This is a genomic window from Streptomyces sp. SAI-127 (genome assembly GCF_029894425.1).
In the GTDB taxonomy this organism is placed as follows: domain Bacteria; phylum Actinomycetota; class Actinomycetes; order Streptomycetales; family Streptomycetaceae; genus Streptomyces.
Genome location: NZ_JARXYJ010000001.1, coordinates 139,541 through 155,586 on the forward strand (window position 1 = coordinate 139,541; position 16,046 = coordinate 155,586).

Genomic DNA, 16,046 nt, shown 5'->3' on the forward strand with positions numbered 1-16,046 from the left:
CTACGGCTTGATGCCCACCCCGGTCCACAGGCTGACCTCGGCGTCCGAGGCGATGGGCTCCTCGTCCGGGCGCCAGCGGTGACCGACCGTGACCCCGGGGTCGAGCAGCTCAAGACCCTCGAAGAAACGGGCGACCTCCGCCTGGCTGCGGAACTGCACCGGCGTGCCGGCGTTGGTGTAGATGTCCGTGACCTTCTGCCACGTGCCCGGGTCGAAGTCCGGCGTGCAGTGGCTCAGGGCCAGTGCGCTGCCCGAGGGGAGCACCTCCAGCAGACGGCTCACGATGCCGTACGGGTCCTGCGCATCCGTGACGAAGTGCATGAGAGCGTTGAGGGACAGGGCCACGGGCCGGTCCGTGTCCAGCACCTGGGCCAGCTCCGGCGCGTTCAGCAGCGCGCCCGCGTTGTTGACATCCGCCTCGATGTACGTCGTGCGGCCCTGAGGCGTGCTGCGCATCAGACGCTCGGCGTACCTGAGGACCAGCGGGTCGTTGTCGGCGTACACCACCCGGGCGTCGGGCACCACCGACTGGGCGACCTGGTGCAGGTTCGGCTCGGTGGGGATGCCGGTGCCGATGTCCAGCCACTGACGGATGCCGTGTTCACGAGCAAGGACGCGGGTGGCCCGATGCATGAAGGCACGGTTCTCGCGGGCGCAGGTGAAGATGCCGGGGTAGACCGCCGCGACCGTCTCGGCCGCCTGCTTGTCGACGTCGAAGTGGTCCTTGCCGCCGAGGTAGTAGTCGTACATCCGGGCCGAGTGGGGCCGGCTGGTGTCGATCTCCCGCGCGGCGTGCGAGTTGGTCATCCTGTCCATACCTTTCGGTGCTGTGCGTGGGGGTGCCGGGAAGGTGGTGGCCCGAGGCAGGCTCAGTCCCACCGGTCCGGATTCAGCCGACCGCCAGATGGTCGGCGAGGCCGTGTTTGATGCCCGCGACGAACGCGGCGATCTCCTGCGGGGTGTAGATCAGCGCGGGTCCGGCCGGATCGGTCGACTGCCGCAGCGCCACCCGGCCGTCGGCCAGCAGCTTCGTCTGGACGCACTGGCCGCCGTTGGGCCCGCTCCACGGGGACTCCCAGCCCTGCTCGCCCAGGTCGGTGGCCGGCATCCCGTTGTAGACGTGACAGTCGGTGCTGGTCATGAGTACTCCTTGCGCATGCGGTTCAGCAGCGCCTTGCTGTCCGCGTCCGAGGTCAGCAGCGACATGCGGTTGTGCGCCTCCAGATGCGCCGACACGTCCGAGCGCTGGTCCAGGTACATCGCGCCGGAGAGGACCTCGGTGTACACGATGTCCGGCAGTTCCGGCTCCTCGAAGCGGAAGTAGGTGAACGGCGCGCACGCGCCCACGTGGGCGCCGGCGGTGAACGGCACCACGTCGACGCTGACGTGCTCCAGCTCCGAGACCTCCAGGAGCCGTTCGATCTGCTCCCGCATGACCTCGGGGCCGCCGACCACCCGGTGCAGCACGGCCTCTTCCAACACCACCCACAGCGTGGGCGCGTCGGGTCTCTCCAGCAGACTCTGGCGGCGCAGCCGCAGGTCCACGCGCCGCCCGAGGTCGTCGTCTGCCTCGCCCGGGAACCCGCCGCGCAGGACGCCGCGCGCGTAGGCGTGGGTCTGCAGCAGCCCCGTGACGTAGTGGGGCTCGTAGGCGCGCAATGTCCTGGCCCCGGCCTCCAGGCTGACGTAGGCGCTGAACCAGTTCGGCAGGACGTCCCGGTAGGTGTGCCACCAGCCGGGCTCGTTGGCCCGCTCGGCCAGGACGACGAACTCCTCGATCTCCTGCTGGTCGGCCCCGTAGGTCTCCAGCAGCTTCTCCACGTAGAGGGGCTTGAGGGCGACCTCGGCCTTCTCCAGGCGGCGGATCGTCAGGGATGTCACCCTCAGGGCCCTGGCCGCGTCCTCCAGCGAGGCCCCCGCGCCCTGGCGCCGCTCCTGAAGACGCCGGCCGAGGATCATACGGAGAACGGTGGGGGCACTACCGCTACCCGCAGCCGACCGGCCGTCGCTCACTCTGGCACCTCCTGAGGCGCTGTCATGTGCTTGAGTCTGACACCTACTTGAGGGCGTGACCACATGGACGCCAGCTATCTGAAATTATCAGAAGGCTTGTTTCAGATTGAACTTGGGTGCGGGGGTCGCTACTTGTGGAGCACTTGCCTTCGAGCAAGGACACGGCGCAGCCAACCGCGGCTTGGCAGCGCGTGTTGGCAAGCCTTCGGGTTCACGACTCCCCCAACCTGGCATCCCATCGCACGGAAGGCCGGCATCGTCTGCCCACACGGCCTCCCCCTCAACCCAACCGCCGCCCTGACGGCGCTCTGGTTCGGTTGCAGAGTCCGTCGCCGCCGCCCGGGCTCGGAACCGTCAACTGACGCATCTGGCAATCGACACCTGGCGGCAACACGCCACTGACGCGCATGCGCAGGTCCGGCGATAGGTCACCACACTGCACCCGCCCTGACGCCAGCCTCAAAGGTGCCAACAGGGCCGCCGGCCCGGTCTGGCCATCGATACCGCCGGGGCGTGCACGACCCACACGGCAGATGACCTCCTGCCCTGGGCGGGTCGGATATAGGGCGCGAAAAGCCGAGTTGTCGGTGCAGGCCCCGATACTCGTGCCATGCGGTGTTGAGGGGACGCCGGTGGCGCGGCCGCCGGTCGTGCTGTTCGCTCTGACAGCAGTGGGGTTGGGCATGGCGGCGGCAGTTGCCGACCTCGATACGTCCACCCAGCCGGCAACCGTGGCTTCAGCAGCGGGCAGTCTCATCGTGGCGGCAGTAAGCAGCCACGATGAGCCTTCGACCTTCTGCAAGCAGCTCTGCACAGGCCAGGACCGCCGCCGTGACCGCGCACGCTTGGCTGCTCCTCCGGCGATGCCCGCGACGGGAACCTCGGGTCCAGCGCAGCCGACGAAGAGCGGGGGTCGCGGCTGGGGGCGCGTTCGGCGAAGCGGTCACGGGGTACGGCGCACGCGTATGAAAGGGCGGAAGCAGCCGGAAGCGGCATTCAATATGCGCGACGCCCCACAGTCCCCTGCCAACGGCCTCCAGTTCGGCGGCATCGGGCTCCCCGTCCGGAGCCAGCCCCTGGGCGGTCAAGGTGTCGATGATCGCGGGCGCCTTGCCCGGCTAGATCACGCCCGCACGTATCTCATCGACGGATCAGAGGCTGAGGTGCCCGATGCCCTCCCGGATGGTGATCTCCGTGCCGAACGGCTTGGAGAGCCGCTGCAGACGGAGCAGGATCCGCTGCGCGGTGGGCCGGTCGGCGAGCCGGGGAATGCCACGGTCCGCATCGCGCGGGCCGTCCCAGTGCAGTTCGATCGGATGCAGCTCCACGGCCCGGAGGGCGCCGTCGCCGTCGAAGCGGCTGACCGCGACCACGGACTCGTACCAGATCTGCTCGCCGAAGACGCCGTGGACCCTTTTGCGTTCCAGGAACTCGGCCTCGGTCTCGTGTTCGCGGCTGCCGTCCTTGTCGTAGGCACCCGGAGTCAGCGGCTGCTGGGTGTTTTCCATGAAGACGAAGTTGCCGAGGGAGTAGAAGATCGGGCGTCCCCGGTGCACCTCGATGCCGCGCAGCTGGTGGGGGCCGTGGCCCAGGAAGGCGTCGGCGCCGTTGTCGATCGTCTCGCGGGCGATGAGCGGGAGGAAGTCGGGGGGCTCTTGGCTGTAGTTGCCCGGCTCGTGGGTGTGCATCGTGGCGATCGTGAAGTCGGAGGTCTGCTTGGCCTGCCGGACGGTGTGCAGCACCTCGTGGCGGTCCGACTCGTGCACGTTGAAGTGGAACTCCACGGCGTCGGTGTGGGGTTGGGGACCGGGCTTGGCCGCGTAGCGGGTGCCGAACAGGGTCACGGTGGCGTCCCGGCGGTCGGCGGCGAGGATGGAGGCGCGGACCGAGCCGGGCGGCAACGCGTCTCGGATCAGGGCGAGTTCGCGAAGACGGCGGGCCGGGACGAGTACATGGCGGGTGGTGCGCAGGGCGTTGACGCCGGGGCGGCCGGGGACGCGGCCGAGGGGGTCGGCGGCCCGGGACATGGGCTCGAAGCGGGAGGCGACGGAGATCAGGGACACGCGGCCCGCGGCCGTGGTGAGGAAGCGCGCAGAACGTGCGTCGGCGAGGGTGTCGCCGGTGCCGGCGTGGACGATGCCCGCCTCGGTGAGCAGACGGTCGGTGGAGCGCATGCCGGCCACGCCCCAGTCGGTGGTGTGGTTGTTGGCCCTGGCCATCAGGTCGAACCCGATCCGGCGGAGATCCGCGGGCACCCGCGAGCTGCTGATCAGCCATGATCCGCCGGATTCGGCCTCGGGCCAGCCGTCGAAGTCCGTCAGGTCGACGGCTGTGCTCTCGAAGTTGCCGAAGGTCACGTCCGCCGACCGCAGCAGTTCCAGCAGGCGGGGCGAGCGGGTTTCCAGCAGCGGGGCGAGCGCGTCGTCCACGACCAGGTCACCGACGGCGGCCAGGGTGAAGCCGTCGCGCACATTCGCCTTGCGCCAGGAAGGGGACAGCCTTCCGTCGGTCATGCGGGGCGTCCTTCGGGCTTCGGGCGGAGGGTGGACAGGGTCAGCCACGAACGGCCGTCCGTGTGGACGCGGTTGGTGGCGACGACCTTGCGCCGGTCGCCGACTTCCGTACCACCGGTGTTGGAGTTGACGTCGAAGCGCGGGAAATTGCTGGAGCTGACGTCGAGCCGCAGCCGGTGGCCGGCCAGGAACAGGTTCGCCGTGTCCGGCGCCTCCACCGTGATCTCGTACGTCTCCCCCGGCGTCATCAGCTCCGGGTCGCTGAAGGAGTTGCGGTAGCGGCAGCGCAGGATGCCGTCGGTGAGGTTCATCGCGAAACCCTGCGGATAGTCCTCGCTGGGCGGGTGGACGTCGATCAGCTTGATGGTGAAGTCGGTGTCGCGGGCCGTCGACGACACGGCCAGGTGCACGGCGACCGGTCCCACGACCGCCAGGTCCTCGGTGAGCGGTGGGGTCTGGAACACCAGCACGTCGGGTCTGCTGTCCAGGGGCAGGTGGGGCTCGCTCACGCCGAAGAACCGGTCGTCGGGGTGCTGGTGGAAGGCGCCGCCGCTCATCACCGGTTCGCCGGAGGTGATTTGGCCGCCGAGGGTCGGCACCGGGTCGCGGGGGTCGAAGTCGTATTCCAGGAAGGAGCCTTGGGCGTCGCACGTCTCGCAGGCCGTCGCGAGGGTGCCCGCGCTGCCGAGGACGAGGGTGAGGTTCGCGCTCTCCTCGGGCGGCCACGAGGTCGCCGTGCACCAGTGGCCGCCGTGGTCGAGGCGCCCCTCGGCGGTGCGCCGGCCGGAGCCGCCGCCCATGAGGAAGTACCGCACCGCAGGCGGCGGTTCCGCCATGCCGTCCGGGCCGAGGTGCGCGTCGAACCAGCTCAGCCGCATGGCCGCGTAGTGCTCGGCGAGGCTGCCGTCCAGCCGGGCCTGCGGACCGAAGTCGACGTCACCGGCGAAGCTGTGGCTGCGCCCGCCGTGGGTCCACGGGCCCAGCACCAGATACGCCGGACTGTGCTTCTTGCGGCCGAGCTCGCGGAAGTTCTCGGTGGCGGTGCGGACGTAGGGGTCGTACCAGCTGGACATGTGCAGGCTGGGGACGTCCGGGAAGTCGTCGTAGAAGCCGCGTGCGTAGATGCCCGGCTGCTGCCAGTAGGGGCCGAAGGCGCCGTTCTCCCACTGTTCGAGGAGGTAGTCCTCGTACTCGGGGACGAAGCGGAGCGGGCTCGCGCCGCGCCGCCACGGCATGCGGGTGAACCATGCCGGCAGGTCCTCCGACTCCAGTGAGGCGCGCAGGACCGGATCGGTGCGCACCGTCTCGCTCACCTTGGCCCGGTGGAACGCCCAGGTGGCCTGCTTGAGTTCGAAGGCCCCGCCCATCCGGGTGCCGGCCTCGTAGGCGCTGGCGAAGCCGCCGGAATCGAGGAACATCGCGGCCAGGTGCGGCGCGCCCAGGGAGGCCAGGGCTGCCTGGGCGTGTGCGGAATAGGAGACCCCCATGGTCGCGACCCGGCCGTCGCACCAGGGCTGGGCGGCGATCGACTCGATGGTGTCGTAGCCGTCGGTCGCCTCGTTCAGGTACTTGACGAAGGTGCCCTGCGAGTCGCCCCGGCCGCGGCAGTCCTGCCGTACGATCCGGTACCCGCCGCGGGTGAACACCTCGGCCACGGTCTCGGGCGCCGGCGGGTTCTCGCCGCCGAGGGCGCCGTCCGAGGTGCGCGCGGCCCGGCGGCCGTACGGCGTGCGCTCCAGGATGACCGGGCCCGGCCCCGGGTCGGGCCGGTCGGCGTAGACGTCCGCGACGAGCTGGATGCCGTCGCGCACCGTCGTCCGCAGCACGCGCCGCCAGCACGTCCGCCCGCCGGGCAGCAGGACCGGCTGCCACTCGTCGTCGGCTGCGGGCATCACTTGGCTCCGGGGAACTGGGACTTCAACGCGGGCCATGCGGCGAGGAGTTCGGGCTGCGGCCGGGTGGTGAAGTACTTGCGGTAGAGCTTGGCGTAGGTGCCGTCGGCGACCATGGCGCCGATCTCCTTGTCGAGCGCCTTGAGGAAGGCGCCATGGTTCTTGGGCACCGCCATCGAGGTCGGGTGGTCCACCGGCGCGGACACCGCCTGGCGCAGGCCCTTGTACTGCTTGATGAACTCCGTCGCGTCGGGTCCGCCCACCAGGAAGGCGTCGATGCTGCCGTTGAGCAGCTGGCTGACCGCAGCGTTCTGGGCCTGGAAGCGGACCGGCTGCGCCTTCGGTATCCGCGTGGGCAGCTGAGCCTCCTGCGAGGATCCGGTGACCACTCCGACGCGCTTGCCGTTGAAGCCGTCGAAGGTGGAGATCGTGCTCTTCGAGGTCGTCAGCACGGTCACGGTGCTCCAGAACAGCGGCTTGGTGAAGTCGACGCTCTTCTGCCGCTCCTCGGTGACCCCGAGCCCGGACGAGGCCAGGTCGTACTGACCGGCGGTCAGGCCGGCCAGCGACCCGGTGACCGACGTCGACTTGTAGTCGACCTTGAGTCCCAGACGCTTCGCGGCCTCGTCGGTCACGTCGACGATGAAACCGGCGGGCTTGCCCGAGTCCTCGGCGTAGGCGAAGGGGGGCTGGCCGGTCTGGGTGGCGGATCTGATGGTCCCGGCCTCGATCAGACCGTACGGGTTCGATGCCTTGCCGGTGTCGGCGCTGCCGCTGCCTCCGCAGCCGGTGAGCGGAAGGACGAAGCTGGAGAGGGCGGCGAGGGCGAGCAGTCTGCGACGCCCGAGAACATTACGGGATGATATGGACATGGAGGAGTCTCCTCGAGGAAGGGGTGGGCGGTGAAAGGGACGGATTCGGAGAAGCGGCGCTTCAGAGGACGCGCGCGAGGAACTCGCGCAGGCGTACCGTCTCGGGGGTTTCCAGCGTCTGGCGGGCCGGGCCCGACTCGGCGATGCGGCCCTCATCCATGAAGATCACTCGGTCCGCGACCTCACGGGCGAAGCCGATCTCGTGCGTGACGGCGATCATGGTCATACCGGATGTGGCGAGCAGCCGCATCACGTCGAGAACGTCCTTGACGAGCTCGGGGTCCAGCGCCGAGGTGGCCTCGTCGAACAGCATGACCTCGGGCTCCATGGCCAGTGCGCGGGCGATCGCCACCCGCTGCTGCTGACCGCCCGAGAGTTGACTCGGCCGGGAGTGGGCCAGCCCTGCGAGGCCGAGCCGCTCCAGCTGGGTCGTGGCGGCGGTGTCGGCCGCCTCCCTGCCCATCCCGCGGACCTTGCGCAGGGCCACGGTCACGTTGTGCAGGACACTCAGGTGCGGGAACAGGTTGAAGTGCTGGAAGACCATGCCGACCCGGGTGCGGATCGCGTCGACGTTCACGCCCGGACCGGTGATCAGGTCGCCACTGAGGCGGATCTCGCCCGCCGTCGGGGCTTCCAGCAGGTTCATACACTTCAGGAGCGTGGACTTGCCCGAACCGGACCGGCCGATGACACACACGGTCTCGCCCGCGGCGACATCGAGATCCACTCCGCGCAGGACCTCCACGTCGCCGTAGCGCTTGTGCAGGTCGTGAACGGAGACCGCCGCCGCGGTGGCCGTGCCCGCCTGGTCGGTGCGGGAGTTCTTCTCGGACAGCGTCTTGGCCATGGCTCAGACCTCCATCACGGCGGGGGCGGGCGTGCCGGCGACCTGAGGGGCCGAGGGTTTGTTCGTCTTCCGTCCCCCGGTCCGCAGGCGCAGATCGAGCCGGTTGACCAGGAAGGTGAGCGGGACCGTCAGCATCAGATAGCAGGCGCCGGCGGCCACGAGTGCGGAGGAGTTGTACGTCGCCGCCTGCCGCTCCTGTGCGATGAAGTAGAGCTCGCGCTGCCCGAGGCCGAGCCCGAGCAGATACACCAGCGCACTCTCCTTGATGTCGATGATGAACTGGCCGGCCAGAGCCGGCAGCACGTTCCGTACGCCCTGCGGAACGACGATCACCCGCATCGCGGTCAGATAGGACATGCCCAGGCTGCGGGCCGCGCTGAGCTGCCCGGACGGGACGGCCTGGATGCCCGACCGGAAGATCTCCGCCAGATAGGCCGCCGATATGAGGCCGATGGCGAGAACGGCATAGCCGAGCGGGTCACGGCCGAACGGCCGGATCCCGGCCGACGGCAGACCCAGGCCCACTAGGCTGACGGTCACGATCGCGGGCAGACCGCGGAACACGTCCACGTAGATCCGCGCGGGCAGCCGCACCCACCGGCGGTGCGACAGCAGCAGCATCGCGAGCAGCACACCGAGCACGACACCGAAGACGATCGCCAGCCCGGCGATCAGCAGCGTGTTGCGCAGGCCCTCGGTCAGCAGGACGGGAAATGCCTTGAGTAGTTCGTCGGGATTGAAGAACGTCTGCAGAAACAGGTGCATGGCCGGAGCCTCTCGCTGCTCGGACAGCTCAGAGCGGAAACGACTGCTCGGAGCGGCATGAATTGGACGCAGCCTAGGTCGGCCGGCCGACGGCGGCAGTGATGCTTACCGCACACGCGACAAGCATCCGCTGTACGCTGCGCCGCATGGCCGTGGTCATCACCTTGCAGGGCGCGGTTCCGGCGGACGTGGCCGTCGGTCTCTCACCGCTGGCCGAGCTGATGGCGTGCCTCCACTCCATCGCCGAGCCCGAGCACCACCTCGCCGTACGCCCATGGCTGGAACGCGTACGCACCGACCTGTCTGCGGAGGCCCAGAGCCTGATCGCGGTCTACGCACCCCTGTGGACCCGGCGGCGCTGCCGCCTGCTGATGCCGCTGGAACCGCCCCTGGGACAAACACTTGAGCAAGAACTCGACCGCCTGGAGGCGTTGCCGCTGAACGACTTCGTTCTGGGTGTCGCGCCGAGTGTGCACGGCGGCGTCTTCGACACCCGCGCCCTGCTCACCGACCAGGCCGTCCGTGACGCCTACACCGTCTCCAGCGAACGGCGCTCCTTCACCCGCGGCGAGCTGGCCCGCAGCCTGCTCCAGGCCCCCGAGCGGATGCGGGCAGGACTGCTGGAGCTGCTGCGGCTCTGTGCCGCCGAGTTCTTCGACGCCGAATGGGCGCGGGTACAACACCGGCTGGAAAGCGAATGCACCCGCCTGAGAGCCAGGGTCCAGGCCCTGCCGCTCCCCGAGGCACTGGCCTCGCTCAGCCCGAACGCCGTCGTCCGGCACAACCCACCCGCGGTCGTCTACGACAAACTGCAGTCACTCACAGCCGACCTGCGCGGCCGTCGCTGCCTGCTCGTACCGTCCGCCCACTCCCGACCCCATCTGATCGTCAAGGACGACCCGCCCTACCCGCTCGTCGTGCACTTCCCCGTCGAAAACACCACCCAGGTGGAACGGGCCACACTGGCACAGGTACGGCTCAGACTCGCGGTCCTGTCCGACCCAGCGCGGCTGTCACTGTGCCGGCACCTGGTGAACGAGCCCATCACCACATCCGACCTGGCCGTACGCACCGGGATGACCCTGCCCCAGGTCTCCCGCCACCTCGGACGCCTCCGCGAGGTGGGCCTGCTGACCTCCCGGAGGGACGGCCGGCAGATCCACCACCGGCTGGATACGGACCGCCTCATGCACCTGGGCGTGGACGTGCTGACCTCGATCATCCGCTGAGGCCGTCGGCTACGAAGCGCCCGCGGTTTCGTCCTCGCACAGCGGCCGATTGAGGCATGCGGGGCGGCAGAGCCGCACCCCGTCTCGTGGCATCAACTCCACCCAAGTCAGGCAGTCTGGATCCTCCATCAGACCCGGGGCGCTTCATGGGAGACGCGGTCCGCCGGAACGTGACGACGACTACGCTGGCTGAGGCCGTTCATAGTCTTGGGGGGCGTCGGATGGATCCCGCAGTCATCGGCACACGCCTGGCTTCGAGTGTGGTTGCTCCGCTGGTGAAAAAGCTGCTCGTCAAGGAGGAACCGGGCGCCGGGCTGGTCGACAGGCCGCCCGTGCGGTTATCGGCCCTCGTCTCCTTCCGTGGCCAGAAGCGGACCTTGACCGAGAAGGACGTCCGCGTGCTCGCCGCCCGCCTGGTCCAGGAGGCGGTGGAGTCGCCGGGAGAGCCGCCCTTTCCTCCTGCCGAGGAGGCAGCGGTCACAGATGCGCTGACGGCCAGGTTACTTGTGCTGGGTGAGCTCGACATGGATGACGTGCAGGCGGTACGGCTCGGCTACCGGGAGCTGGCGCGCAAGCTTCACCACCAGGCTCCAACCCGCGACCTGTCCACCGACGCCTCGCTGTTCCTGGACTCCCTCGCCGAGTGGGCCTGCGTTCACATCATCAACTTCTTCACCCAACGCTCGACCTTCGTGGCCCGCACGCTTGTGGAGCAGAGCCGTGATCAGGTCGAGCTCCTCGCCAAACTAGACGAGCTGATCACCCGGAATCCACGGCCTGACGCCCGTGACGCCGCCTTCGAGCGACGCTTCCTCTCGTACATCACCAAGAAGCACGGCCGGTTGCAGATCTACGGCATCGACCTGATCAACTCACCGGGCAGGTGGCCGCTGGACGTGGCTTACATGCGCTTGGAGACCACATCGCCCGTGGACGCGTATGAGGACTTCCTGCGTCGGCACCCCCGGTACCGGCAGGGGCACCAGCCCGCTGACGAGGCCCTCGCCGACAACGACCGCGTCCTTCTGCGCGGCGAGGCGGGATCCGGCAAGACCACGCTCATCCAGTGGCTGGCCGTCTCCGCTGCACGCCGGAATCCTGACGACCGCATGGCGTATCTCGCCGGCCTGATCCCCTTCGTCCTCCCACTGCGCAGCCTGACCCGCCACGGTGGCCATCTCCCCGCCCCAAAGGATTTCCTGACTGCTGTGGGCGCGCCCCTTGCGGGTGAGGAGCCGCCCGGCTGGCAGTCCCGCGTCCTCACGGCAGGACGCGGACTCCTCCTTATCGACGGCATAGACGAAGTCCCCGAGAGTGAGCGGGCACACGCACGCGGCTGGCTCGGTGACCTGGCCGAGGCCTACCCGGGCAACCGCTGGCTGGTCACTTCCCGCCCGTCCGCCGTGCCCGAGGAGTGGCTGGCGGCTGAGGAGTTCGTCGAACTGAGGCTGTCGCCGATGCGCCCTTCGGATGTTCAGTCTTTCGTTGGACGTTGGCATACAGCCGCCCGCACGGGGGCGTCCGAGGAAGACGAGGTTCTCGCCTGTTACGAGACCCAGCTCCTGCACGCCATCCGTACCAAACCCGATCTGGGGCGACTTGCCACCAACCCGCTGATGTGTGGCCTGATTTGCGCCCTGCACCGGGACCGCCACGGCTTCCTGCCGATCGGCCGCAAGGAGCTGTACCAGGCCGCGCTCAGCATGCTCCTCACTCGCCGTGACCGCGAGCGCGGGGTGACGGGGGCCGAGCTGAGGGAGGAGCCGCAGCTCCAGATCCTCCAGCGGCTCGCTTACTGGTTGATCAAAGACGGCCGTACGGAGGTGACCCGCGACCGGGCGCTCACCGAGATCGGCAAGGCACTGCCCGCCCTGCCCGAGATAGCGGCCTTGGGCGGGCCCGAGACCGTTCTTACCTACCTGCTCAATCGCAGCGGTCTGCTGCGCGCCCCGGCTCCTGAGACCATCGACTTCTGCCACCGCACTTTCCAGGACTTCCTGGGTGCGCGTGCCCTCCTGGACGAGGGCACGTTCGGTATGGTCCGCAAGCACGCCGCCGACGACCAGTGGGAGGACGTGATCCGCATGGCGGTGGCGCAGGGGCGTCCGCGCGACCGGGCGGACATCCTGCGCGAGCTATTGCACGACGGGTCGGCCCGGGCCGTGGTGCTGGCCGCATCCTGCCTCGAACAGGCTACGGAACTGGACCCGGCTGTACGGGCCGAACTCGAACGCAGCATGTCAGCGCTGCTTCCGCCACGTACACCCGAAGCGGTGAGCGAACTCACTTCAGTGGGACCGCTCGCCCTCGGCTTCCTGCCGGGACCGGAGGAACTGGCCGGCGCGTGGCCTGCCTCGGATAGCGACGAGTATGCCCAGCTGTGCGTTCGGACGGCGTCCCTTATCGGAACCGACGAGGCGATTCCGTACTTGGCTCGCTTCAGAAACCATCCATCTGTGAGAGTGCGAGGTCAACTTGCCCTATTTTGGCACCGGTTCGGCATAGAGGCCTATGGCCGGGAAGTCATCGCTCACCTTTCGTACGGCGACCTCTACCTGATAGCTCACTCCGTGGCAGAGCTTCGTGCCCTCCAACAGCTGGGCGGGCGCCCATGGATGAGGCTGGTGGGCGACTTCCTGGCCGTCAACCTCCTCGTCTACCTAAATCCGGACCAACTCGCCCGCCTCGACCTGCGCGGCACCGTCGACGACATGTCAGTACTGGGCGAATTCCCGCTCTTGGAAGTTGTCTCGGTCTCCGAGTGTCCTGATGACACCTCGCTGGCGAGTCTGCGGGAGCTGCCCAGGTTGCGACAGTTGGGCCTGTCGGCACGGCACGCCTCCCACGCTGCCCAATCGGGTCTATGCCTACCTCAGGTCCGCCGTCTCGACCTCCACGAAACGGCAACCGAAGCTGCGCTGGAGCCGCTCCCGCAGGCCTTCCCCACGGTTGAAGCGCTACGCCTGTCCGTCGGCTCGGGCCCAGGTCACCGCATGGACCGTGATCGCCTCCGCGCCCTTTTCCCCCACGCGTCGATAAGCGTGACTGAGTAGGTCAGCCCAGGATCGCCCGGATCGGGGAGGGCATCTGCTGCCGGCAGTTCGAGCCGTCAGACAGTCGAGGCCGAGGTACGGAGGTATCGGGACGCCGGCGCCACCGAGGTCGTGTTCTCCGGCACCGAGATCGCGGGAGAGACGGACCGCCCACGCACCTGGGCACTTCTCGGCGAACTCGCCGGCGGAGTACGCCCGTCGGGCCGTACGCCCGACATGCCGCTGTAGCCCTCGAAGGAGAACCCATGACCACCGAAGCCACCGCAACCGACCTCCAGGCCTTCACCGAGAACTGGCTGGACTGGTACCGCGCCCAGGACGTCCGACTCGCCGACCCGCACGGGTTCCTGGCGATCACCGGCCTGCACTGGCTCGACGACCGGCCGCAGCGCTTCCCGGACGCGCCCGGCGCCTGGCACACCGGCCGCGACGGAGTCGTCGTAGACCTCGACGACGGCGAGGTCTCGCCGGCCCACTCCGCGATGGTCCAGCAGTTCTTGCGCGACAGGTCGGCCGATAGACCGAGCACCAACCGCGCCGCCCTGCGCCGGGGTTCGACCCGGGCGAAGCGCCCCGCGATCCGGCCCATCAGGCCCTCAACCGCGTCCCGCCAACGGGTGGGTTCTATGCTGTGACCTGCGGCCACCGTCTCTTCGTCAGTCCACACAACTCGCGATGATCAACGGTGGCCGCACCCGTCTCCACAACGTGTCAGGGTCGCGCAGTTCCGCCTGCCGTCCTGAGTCAGGAGGACATGTGCAACGTGGCGAAGTCTGGTGGGCGGAGTTCGACGAGCGGCGGCTGGTCGTACTGCTGGCGGCAGACGACGCGTCCAGGATCCGGGTGATGCAGGTCGTCGCTCCGGCGGGCGTCGACATCAGCGGTCTGGGCGTCGAAGTGCACGTAGGTGCCATGGAAGGACTGCCCTTTGAAGGCGTGCTGCGGTTCGCGTTCCCGCGCCCGGGCTTTACCCCCTGCACTTGGCTGACCACCGTGTCCCGGGACGACCTGATCGAGCGGGCGGGCGTCCTGTCCTCCGCGAAGCTCAGCGAGATTGAGGACGCCCTCCGTCTCGGTGAACTCGGGTAGGCGGAGAGGCGCCACTCACCATCGAGATCACGATCTACGGCTGGAGTAAAACCCCTGTTCGCCGGTTCACCGCCCGTGAGGAAGCACGGGACGAGGTCGCCCACCTGGTCGGGAGTAAGCCTGAAGGTGTGCGAGGAAGCAGGCAACCTGGAGGACGCGTCCGTGCTGACGCGTTGCCAAGGGCCCCACCGGGGCGAGTATCGGTGCCGTCGAGAACCCACACGCCCCGGTCACGCGGGCCTTACTGGATCGGGGAGTCGGGTGGGGGGAGGTGTATGGTGCGGTCCCGGTCGACGGCTGCTACGCCGGCGACCTCCTCAAGAGCCGGGATCCGGTCCTCGGCAATGGTTCCGGACAGCGTGCCGAGCATCGGTTGCTCGCCCGTGACGTTCAGCCCGGCCCGTCGCACGGCCTCGGTCACTTCCGCGAACCGGCCGGGGTCGACTGCGAGGATCACTCCGACCGGTTCGGACTGCGAAGACTCGCTCACGGGGCCTGGAGCAGGCCATGGCCGACGTCCTCGACGGGTTGCGTCAGCGGGAAAGTACCGGACAGGAGAGTACCCTTGAGGCCGTCCGCACTGGCGTTGGGGTTCGCCTCGGCGAGCAGTGCGACGACACCCGCGACGTGCGGCGTGGCCATGCTGGTACCCGACATCGACTGGTAACCGCCGCCAGGGGCTGCCGAATGCACGTCCCTGCCGGGTGCGGCGATGTTGACCTCGCCGCCGGCACCGTTGAGGGCACCGCAGGAGAAGAACGATGTCGTGAGCGACTGATCGAGCGAGGCCACGGCGAGGATGGAGGGGCAGTTGGCGGGTCGGCCGACGGGCTCGACGGACTGAGGGCGCCGGCTTTCGTTGCCCGCGGCGGCGACGATCAGGGTCCCTCGCTGGAGCGCGCGCTGGGCCAACTGCTCGTACGTCTGGGGGAAGAGTTCACCTGGCCGGACGCGAGCACCGAGCGACATGGAGATCACCCGGGCACCGCGGGCGACTGCCCAGGCCATGCCCGCCAAGATCTGGCCGTCGGCGCCGCTGCCCGCGTTACTGAGCACCTTCCCGGCGAGTATCCGGGCCTCGGTCGCCACGCCGTAGCGGGGCCCCTGCTGTGGGCTGGCCGGGCCGGCAGCGGTGCCGATGCAGTGGGTGCCGTGGCCGTGGCCGTCCTCGACGGTCTCGCCGGGCACGAAGGAGGCCGTGTCCTCGATCCGCCCGACCAGGTCCGGGTGGTCGGGGTCCACGCCGGTGTCGAGGACCGCGATCGTCACACCGCGTCCGGTCAGGCTGGACAGGTTGGCCCGGATCGCCTGGAGGCCCCAGGTCCACTTCTGCTCGTCAACGGCCGGGCCCTGCGCAACGGCCATCTCGGTCTTGGTGTGGCGTTCGACCGTTTCCTCGTCGCTGCGGTAGGCCGGGAAGAACTCGGTCGGCGCCTGCTGCGGGGCGGTGATCACCGAGGCGTAGACCATGCGTTCCGGTTCGGCCGCGATGATCGACGGATCGGCCTCGGCCGTAGTCACCAGCGCGTGGCGCTGGTCGGCCCGCACTTCGACGACGGCGGCGCCGAGTTCCTCGAAGTGCACCGATACGCCAGGGTCCTCTAGGAGGTCGGCGACGGTGGCGGTCTCGGCTCCACTTACCAGCTGCACGGGCGCGATGTCGGCGGCCGAACGCAGTGCGCTCAGTCCCACTCTCCTGATTGCCCGGGTCGAGCAGGACCACGTACCGCCCGGTGTACTCCGCGCCCCGGCCCGACGGTGCCCCGTTGGCTC

At 69.0% G+C, this 16,046-nt stretch carries 13 protein-coding genes and 2 pseudogenes; 4 read left to right on the forward strand and 11 right to left on the reverse strand.

What is annotated here, in order from left to right:
* The 8 genes from M2157_RS00700 to M2157_RS00735 form a co-directional block, all read right to left on the reverse strand.
* On the reverse strand, window positions 1-807 hold the full coding sequence (locus M2157_RS00700; protein WP_280864026.1) for an SAM-dependent methyltransferase: 807 nt from the start codon (window positions 805-807) through the stop codon (window positions 1-3).
* Window positions 808-889: 82 nt separating this feature from the next.
* A complete protein-coding gene (locus tag M2157_RS00705) occupies window positions 890-1,141 on the reverse strand; it encodes a DUF397 domain-containing protein (protein WP_280864027.1) in 252 nt (83 codons plus the stop codon).
* Complete coding sequence (locus M2157_RS00710) at window positions 1,138-2,013, reverse strand: helix-turn-helix transcriptional regulator (RefSeq protein WP_280864028.1); 876 nt, start codon at window positions 2,011-2,013, stop codon at window positions 1,138-1,140. Before M2157_RS00710 ends, M2157_RS00705 begins: the two co-directional genes overlap by 4 nt.
* 1,151 nt (window positions 2,014-3,164) lie before the next feature.
* A complete protein-coding gene (locus M2157_RS00715) occupies window positions 3,165-4,526 on the reverse strand; it encodes a CapA family protein (RefSeq protein ID WP_280864029.1) in 1,362 nt (453 codons plus the stop codon).
* Entirely contained in the window at window positions 4,523-6,418 is a 1,896-nt protein-coding gene (locus tag M2157_RS00720) for a CocE/NonD family hydrolase (RefSeq protein WP_280864030.1), read from the reverse strand. Before M2157_RS00720 ends, M2157_RS00715 begins: the two co-directional genes overlap by 4 nt.
* Window positions 6,418-7,290 carry a transporter substrate-binding domain-containing protein gene (locus tag M2157_RS00725; RefSeq protein ID WP_280864031.1) on the reverse strand — a complete coding sequence of 291 codons (873 nt, stop codon included), beginning with the start codon at window positions 7,288-7,290 and terminating at the stop codon, window positions 6,418-6,420. The genes M2157_RS00720 and M2157_RS00725 overlap by 1 nt, the downstream gene beginning before the upstream one ends.
* 61 nt (window positions 7,291-7,351) lie before the next feature.
* Window positions 7,352-8,137: an amino acid ABC transporter ATP-binding protein gene (locus tag M2157_RS00730; RefSeq protein ID WP_280859837.1), complete on the reverse strand. Its 786-nt coding sequence runs from the start codon at window positions 8,135-8,137 to the stop codon at window positions 7,352-7,354.
* Window positions 8,138-8,140: 3 nt separating this feature from the next.
* Window positions 8,141-8,902 (reverse strand): amino acid ABC transporter permease, encoded by a 762-nt coding sequence (locus tag M2157_RS00735; protein ID WP_280859838.1) that lies wholly within the window; start codon window positions 8,900-8,902, stop codon window positions 8,141-8,143.
* 146 nt (window positions 8,903-9,048) lie between these two features.
* Here M2157_RS00735 and M2157_RS00740 point away from each other — a divergent pair, with 146 nt between their 5' ends.
* From M2157_RS00740 to M2157_RS00750, 3 genes and pseudogenes are all read left to right on the forward strand, one after another.
* Window positions 9,049-10,131 (forward strand): DUF5937 family protein, encoded by a 1,083-nt coding sequence (locus tag M2157_RS00740; RefSeq protein WP_280859839.1) that lies wholly within the window; start codon window positions 9,049-9,051, stop codon window positions 10,129-10,131.
* Window positions 10,132-10,352: 221 nt separating this feature from the next.
* Window positions 10,353-13,184 (forward strand): NACHT domain-containing protein, encoded by a 2,832-nt coding sequence (locus tag M2157_RS00745; protein ID WP_280864032.1) that lies wholly within the window; start codon window positions 10,353-10,355, stop codon window positions 13,182-13,184.
* 245 nt (window positions 13,185-13,429) lie between these two features.
* Window positions 13,430-13,645, forward strand: a pseudogene (locus M2157_RS00750) (hypothetical protein); the annotation flags it as partial.
* Here M2157_RS00750 and M2157_RS00755 read toward each other — a convergent pair.
* Window positions 13,639-13,773 (reverse strand): annotated as a pseudogene (locus M2157_RS00755) (IS701 family transposase); the annotation flags it as partial. The pseudogenes M2157_RS00750 and M2157_RS00755 sit on opposite strands and share 7 nt — an antisense overlap.
* A gap of 167 nt (window positions 13,774-13,940) precedes the next feature.
* Here M2157_RS00755 and M2157_RS00760 point away from each other — a divergent pair.
* Window positions 13,941-14,273, forward strand: coding sequence for a type II toxin-antitoxin system PemK/MazF family toxin (locus tag M2157_RS00760; RefSeq protein WP_280864033.1), 333 nt, complete (start codon window positions 13,941-13,943; stop codon window positions 14,271-14,273).
* A gap of 241 nt (window positions 14,274-14,514) precedes the next feature.
* Here M2157_RS00760 and M2157_RS00765 read toward each other — a convergent pair whose 3' ends face one another.
* Together M2157_RS00765 and M2157_RS00770 are read right to left on the reverse strand one after the other, a co-directional pair.
* Window positions 14,515-14,763 carry a hypothetical protein gene (locus M2157_RS00765; RefSeq protein WP_280864034.1) on the reverse strand — a complete coding sequence of 83 codons (249 nt, stop codon included), beginning with the start codon at window positions 14,761-14,763 and terminating at the stop codon, window positions 14,515-14,517.
* The gene (locus tag M2157_RS00770) at window positions 14,760-15,965 is read right to left on the reverse strand and encodes a S8 family serine peptidase (RefSeq protein WP_280864035.1); all 1,206 of its coding nucleotides are present in this window, start codon (window positions 15,963-15,965) and stop codon (window positions 14,760-14,762) included. Before M2157_RS00770 ends, M2157_RS00765 begins: the two co-directional genes overlap by 4 nt.
* Window positions 15,966-16,046 lie beyond the last annotated feature (81 nt).

What these genes read in the sequence shown, in the direction of transcription:
- M2157_RS00700 (WP_280864026.1), bottom strand. Translation starts at nt 807, where the DNA reads ATGACCAACTCGCACGCCGCGCGGGAGATCGACACCAGCCGGCCCCAC.
- M2157_RS00705 (WP_280864027.1), bottom strand. Translation starts at nt 1,141, where the DNA reads ATGACCAGCACCGACTGTCACGTCTACAACGGGATGCCGGCCACCGAC.
- M2157_RS00715 (WP_280864029.1), bottom strand. Translation starts at nt 4,526, where the DNA reads ATGACCGACGGAAGGCTGTCCCCTTCCTGGCGCAAGGCGAATGTGCGC.
- M2157_RS00720 (WP_280864030.1), bottom strand. Translation starts at nt 6,418, where the DNA reads ATGCCCGCAGCCGACGACGAGTGGCAGCCGGTCCTGCTGCCCGGCGGG.
- M2157_RS00725 (WP_280864031.1), bottom strand. Translation starts at nt 7,290, where the DNA reads ATGTCCATATCATCCCGTAATGTTCTCGGGCGTCGCAGACTGCTCGCC.
- M2157_RS00730 (WP_280859837.1), bottom strand. Translation starts at nt 8,137, where the DNA reads ATGGCCAAGACGCTGTCCGAGAAGAACTCCCGCACCGACCAGGCGGGC.
- M2157_RS00735 (WP_280859838.1), bottom strand. Translation starts at nt 8,902, where the DNA reads ATGCACCTGTTTCTGCAGACGTTCTTCAATCCCGACGAACTACTCAAG.
- M2157_RS00740 (WP_280859839.1), top strand. Translation starts at nt 9,049, where the DNA reads ATGGCCGTGGTCATCACCTTGCAGGGCGCGGTTCCGGCGGACGTGGCC.
- M2157_RS00745 (WP_280864032.1), top strand. Translation starts at nt 10,353, where the DNA reads ATGGATCCCGCAGTCATCGGCACACGCCTGGCTTCGAGTGTGGTTGCT.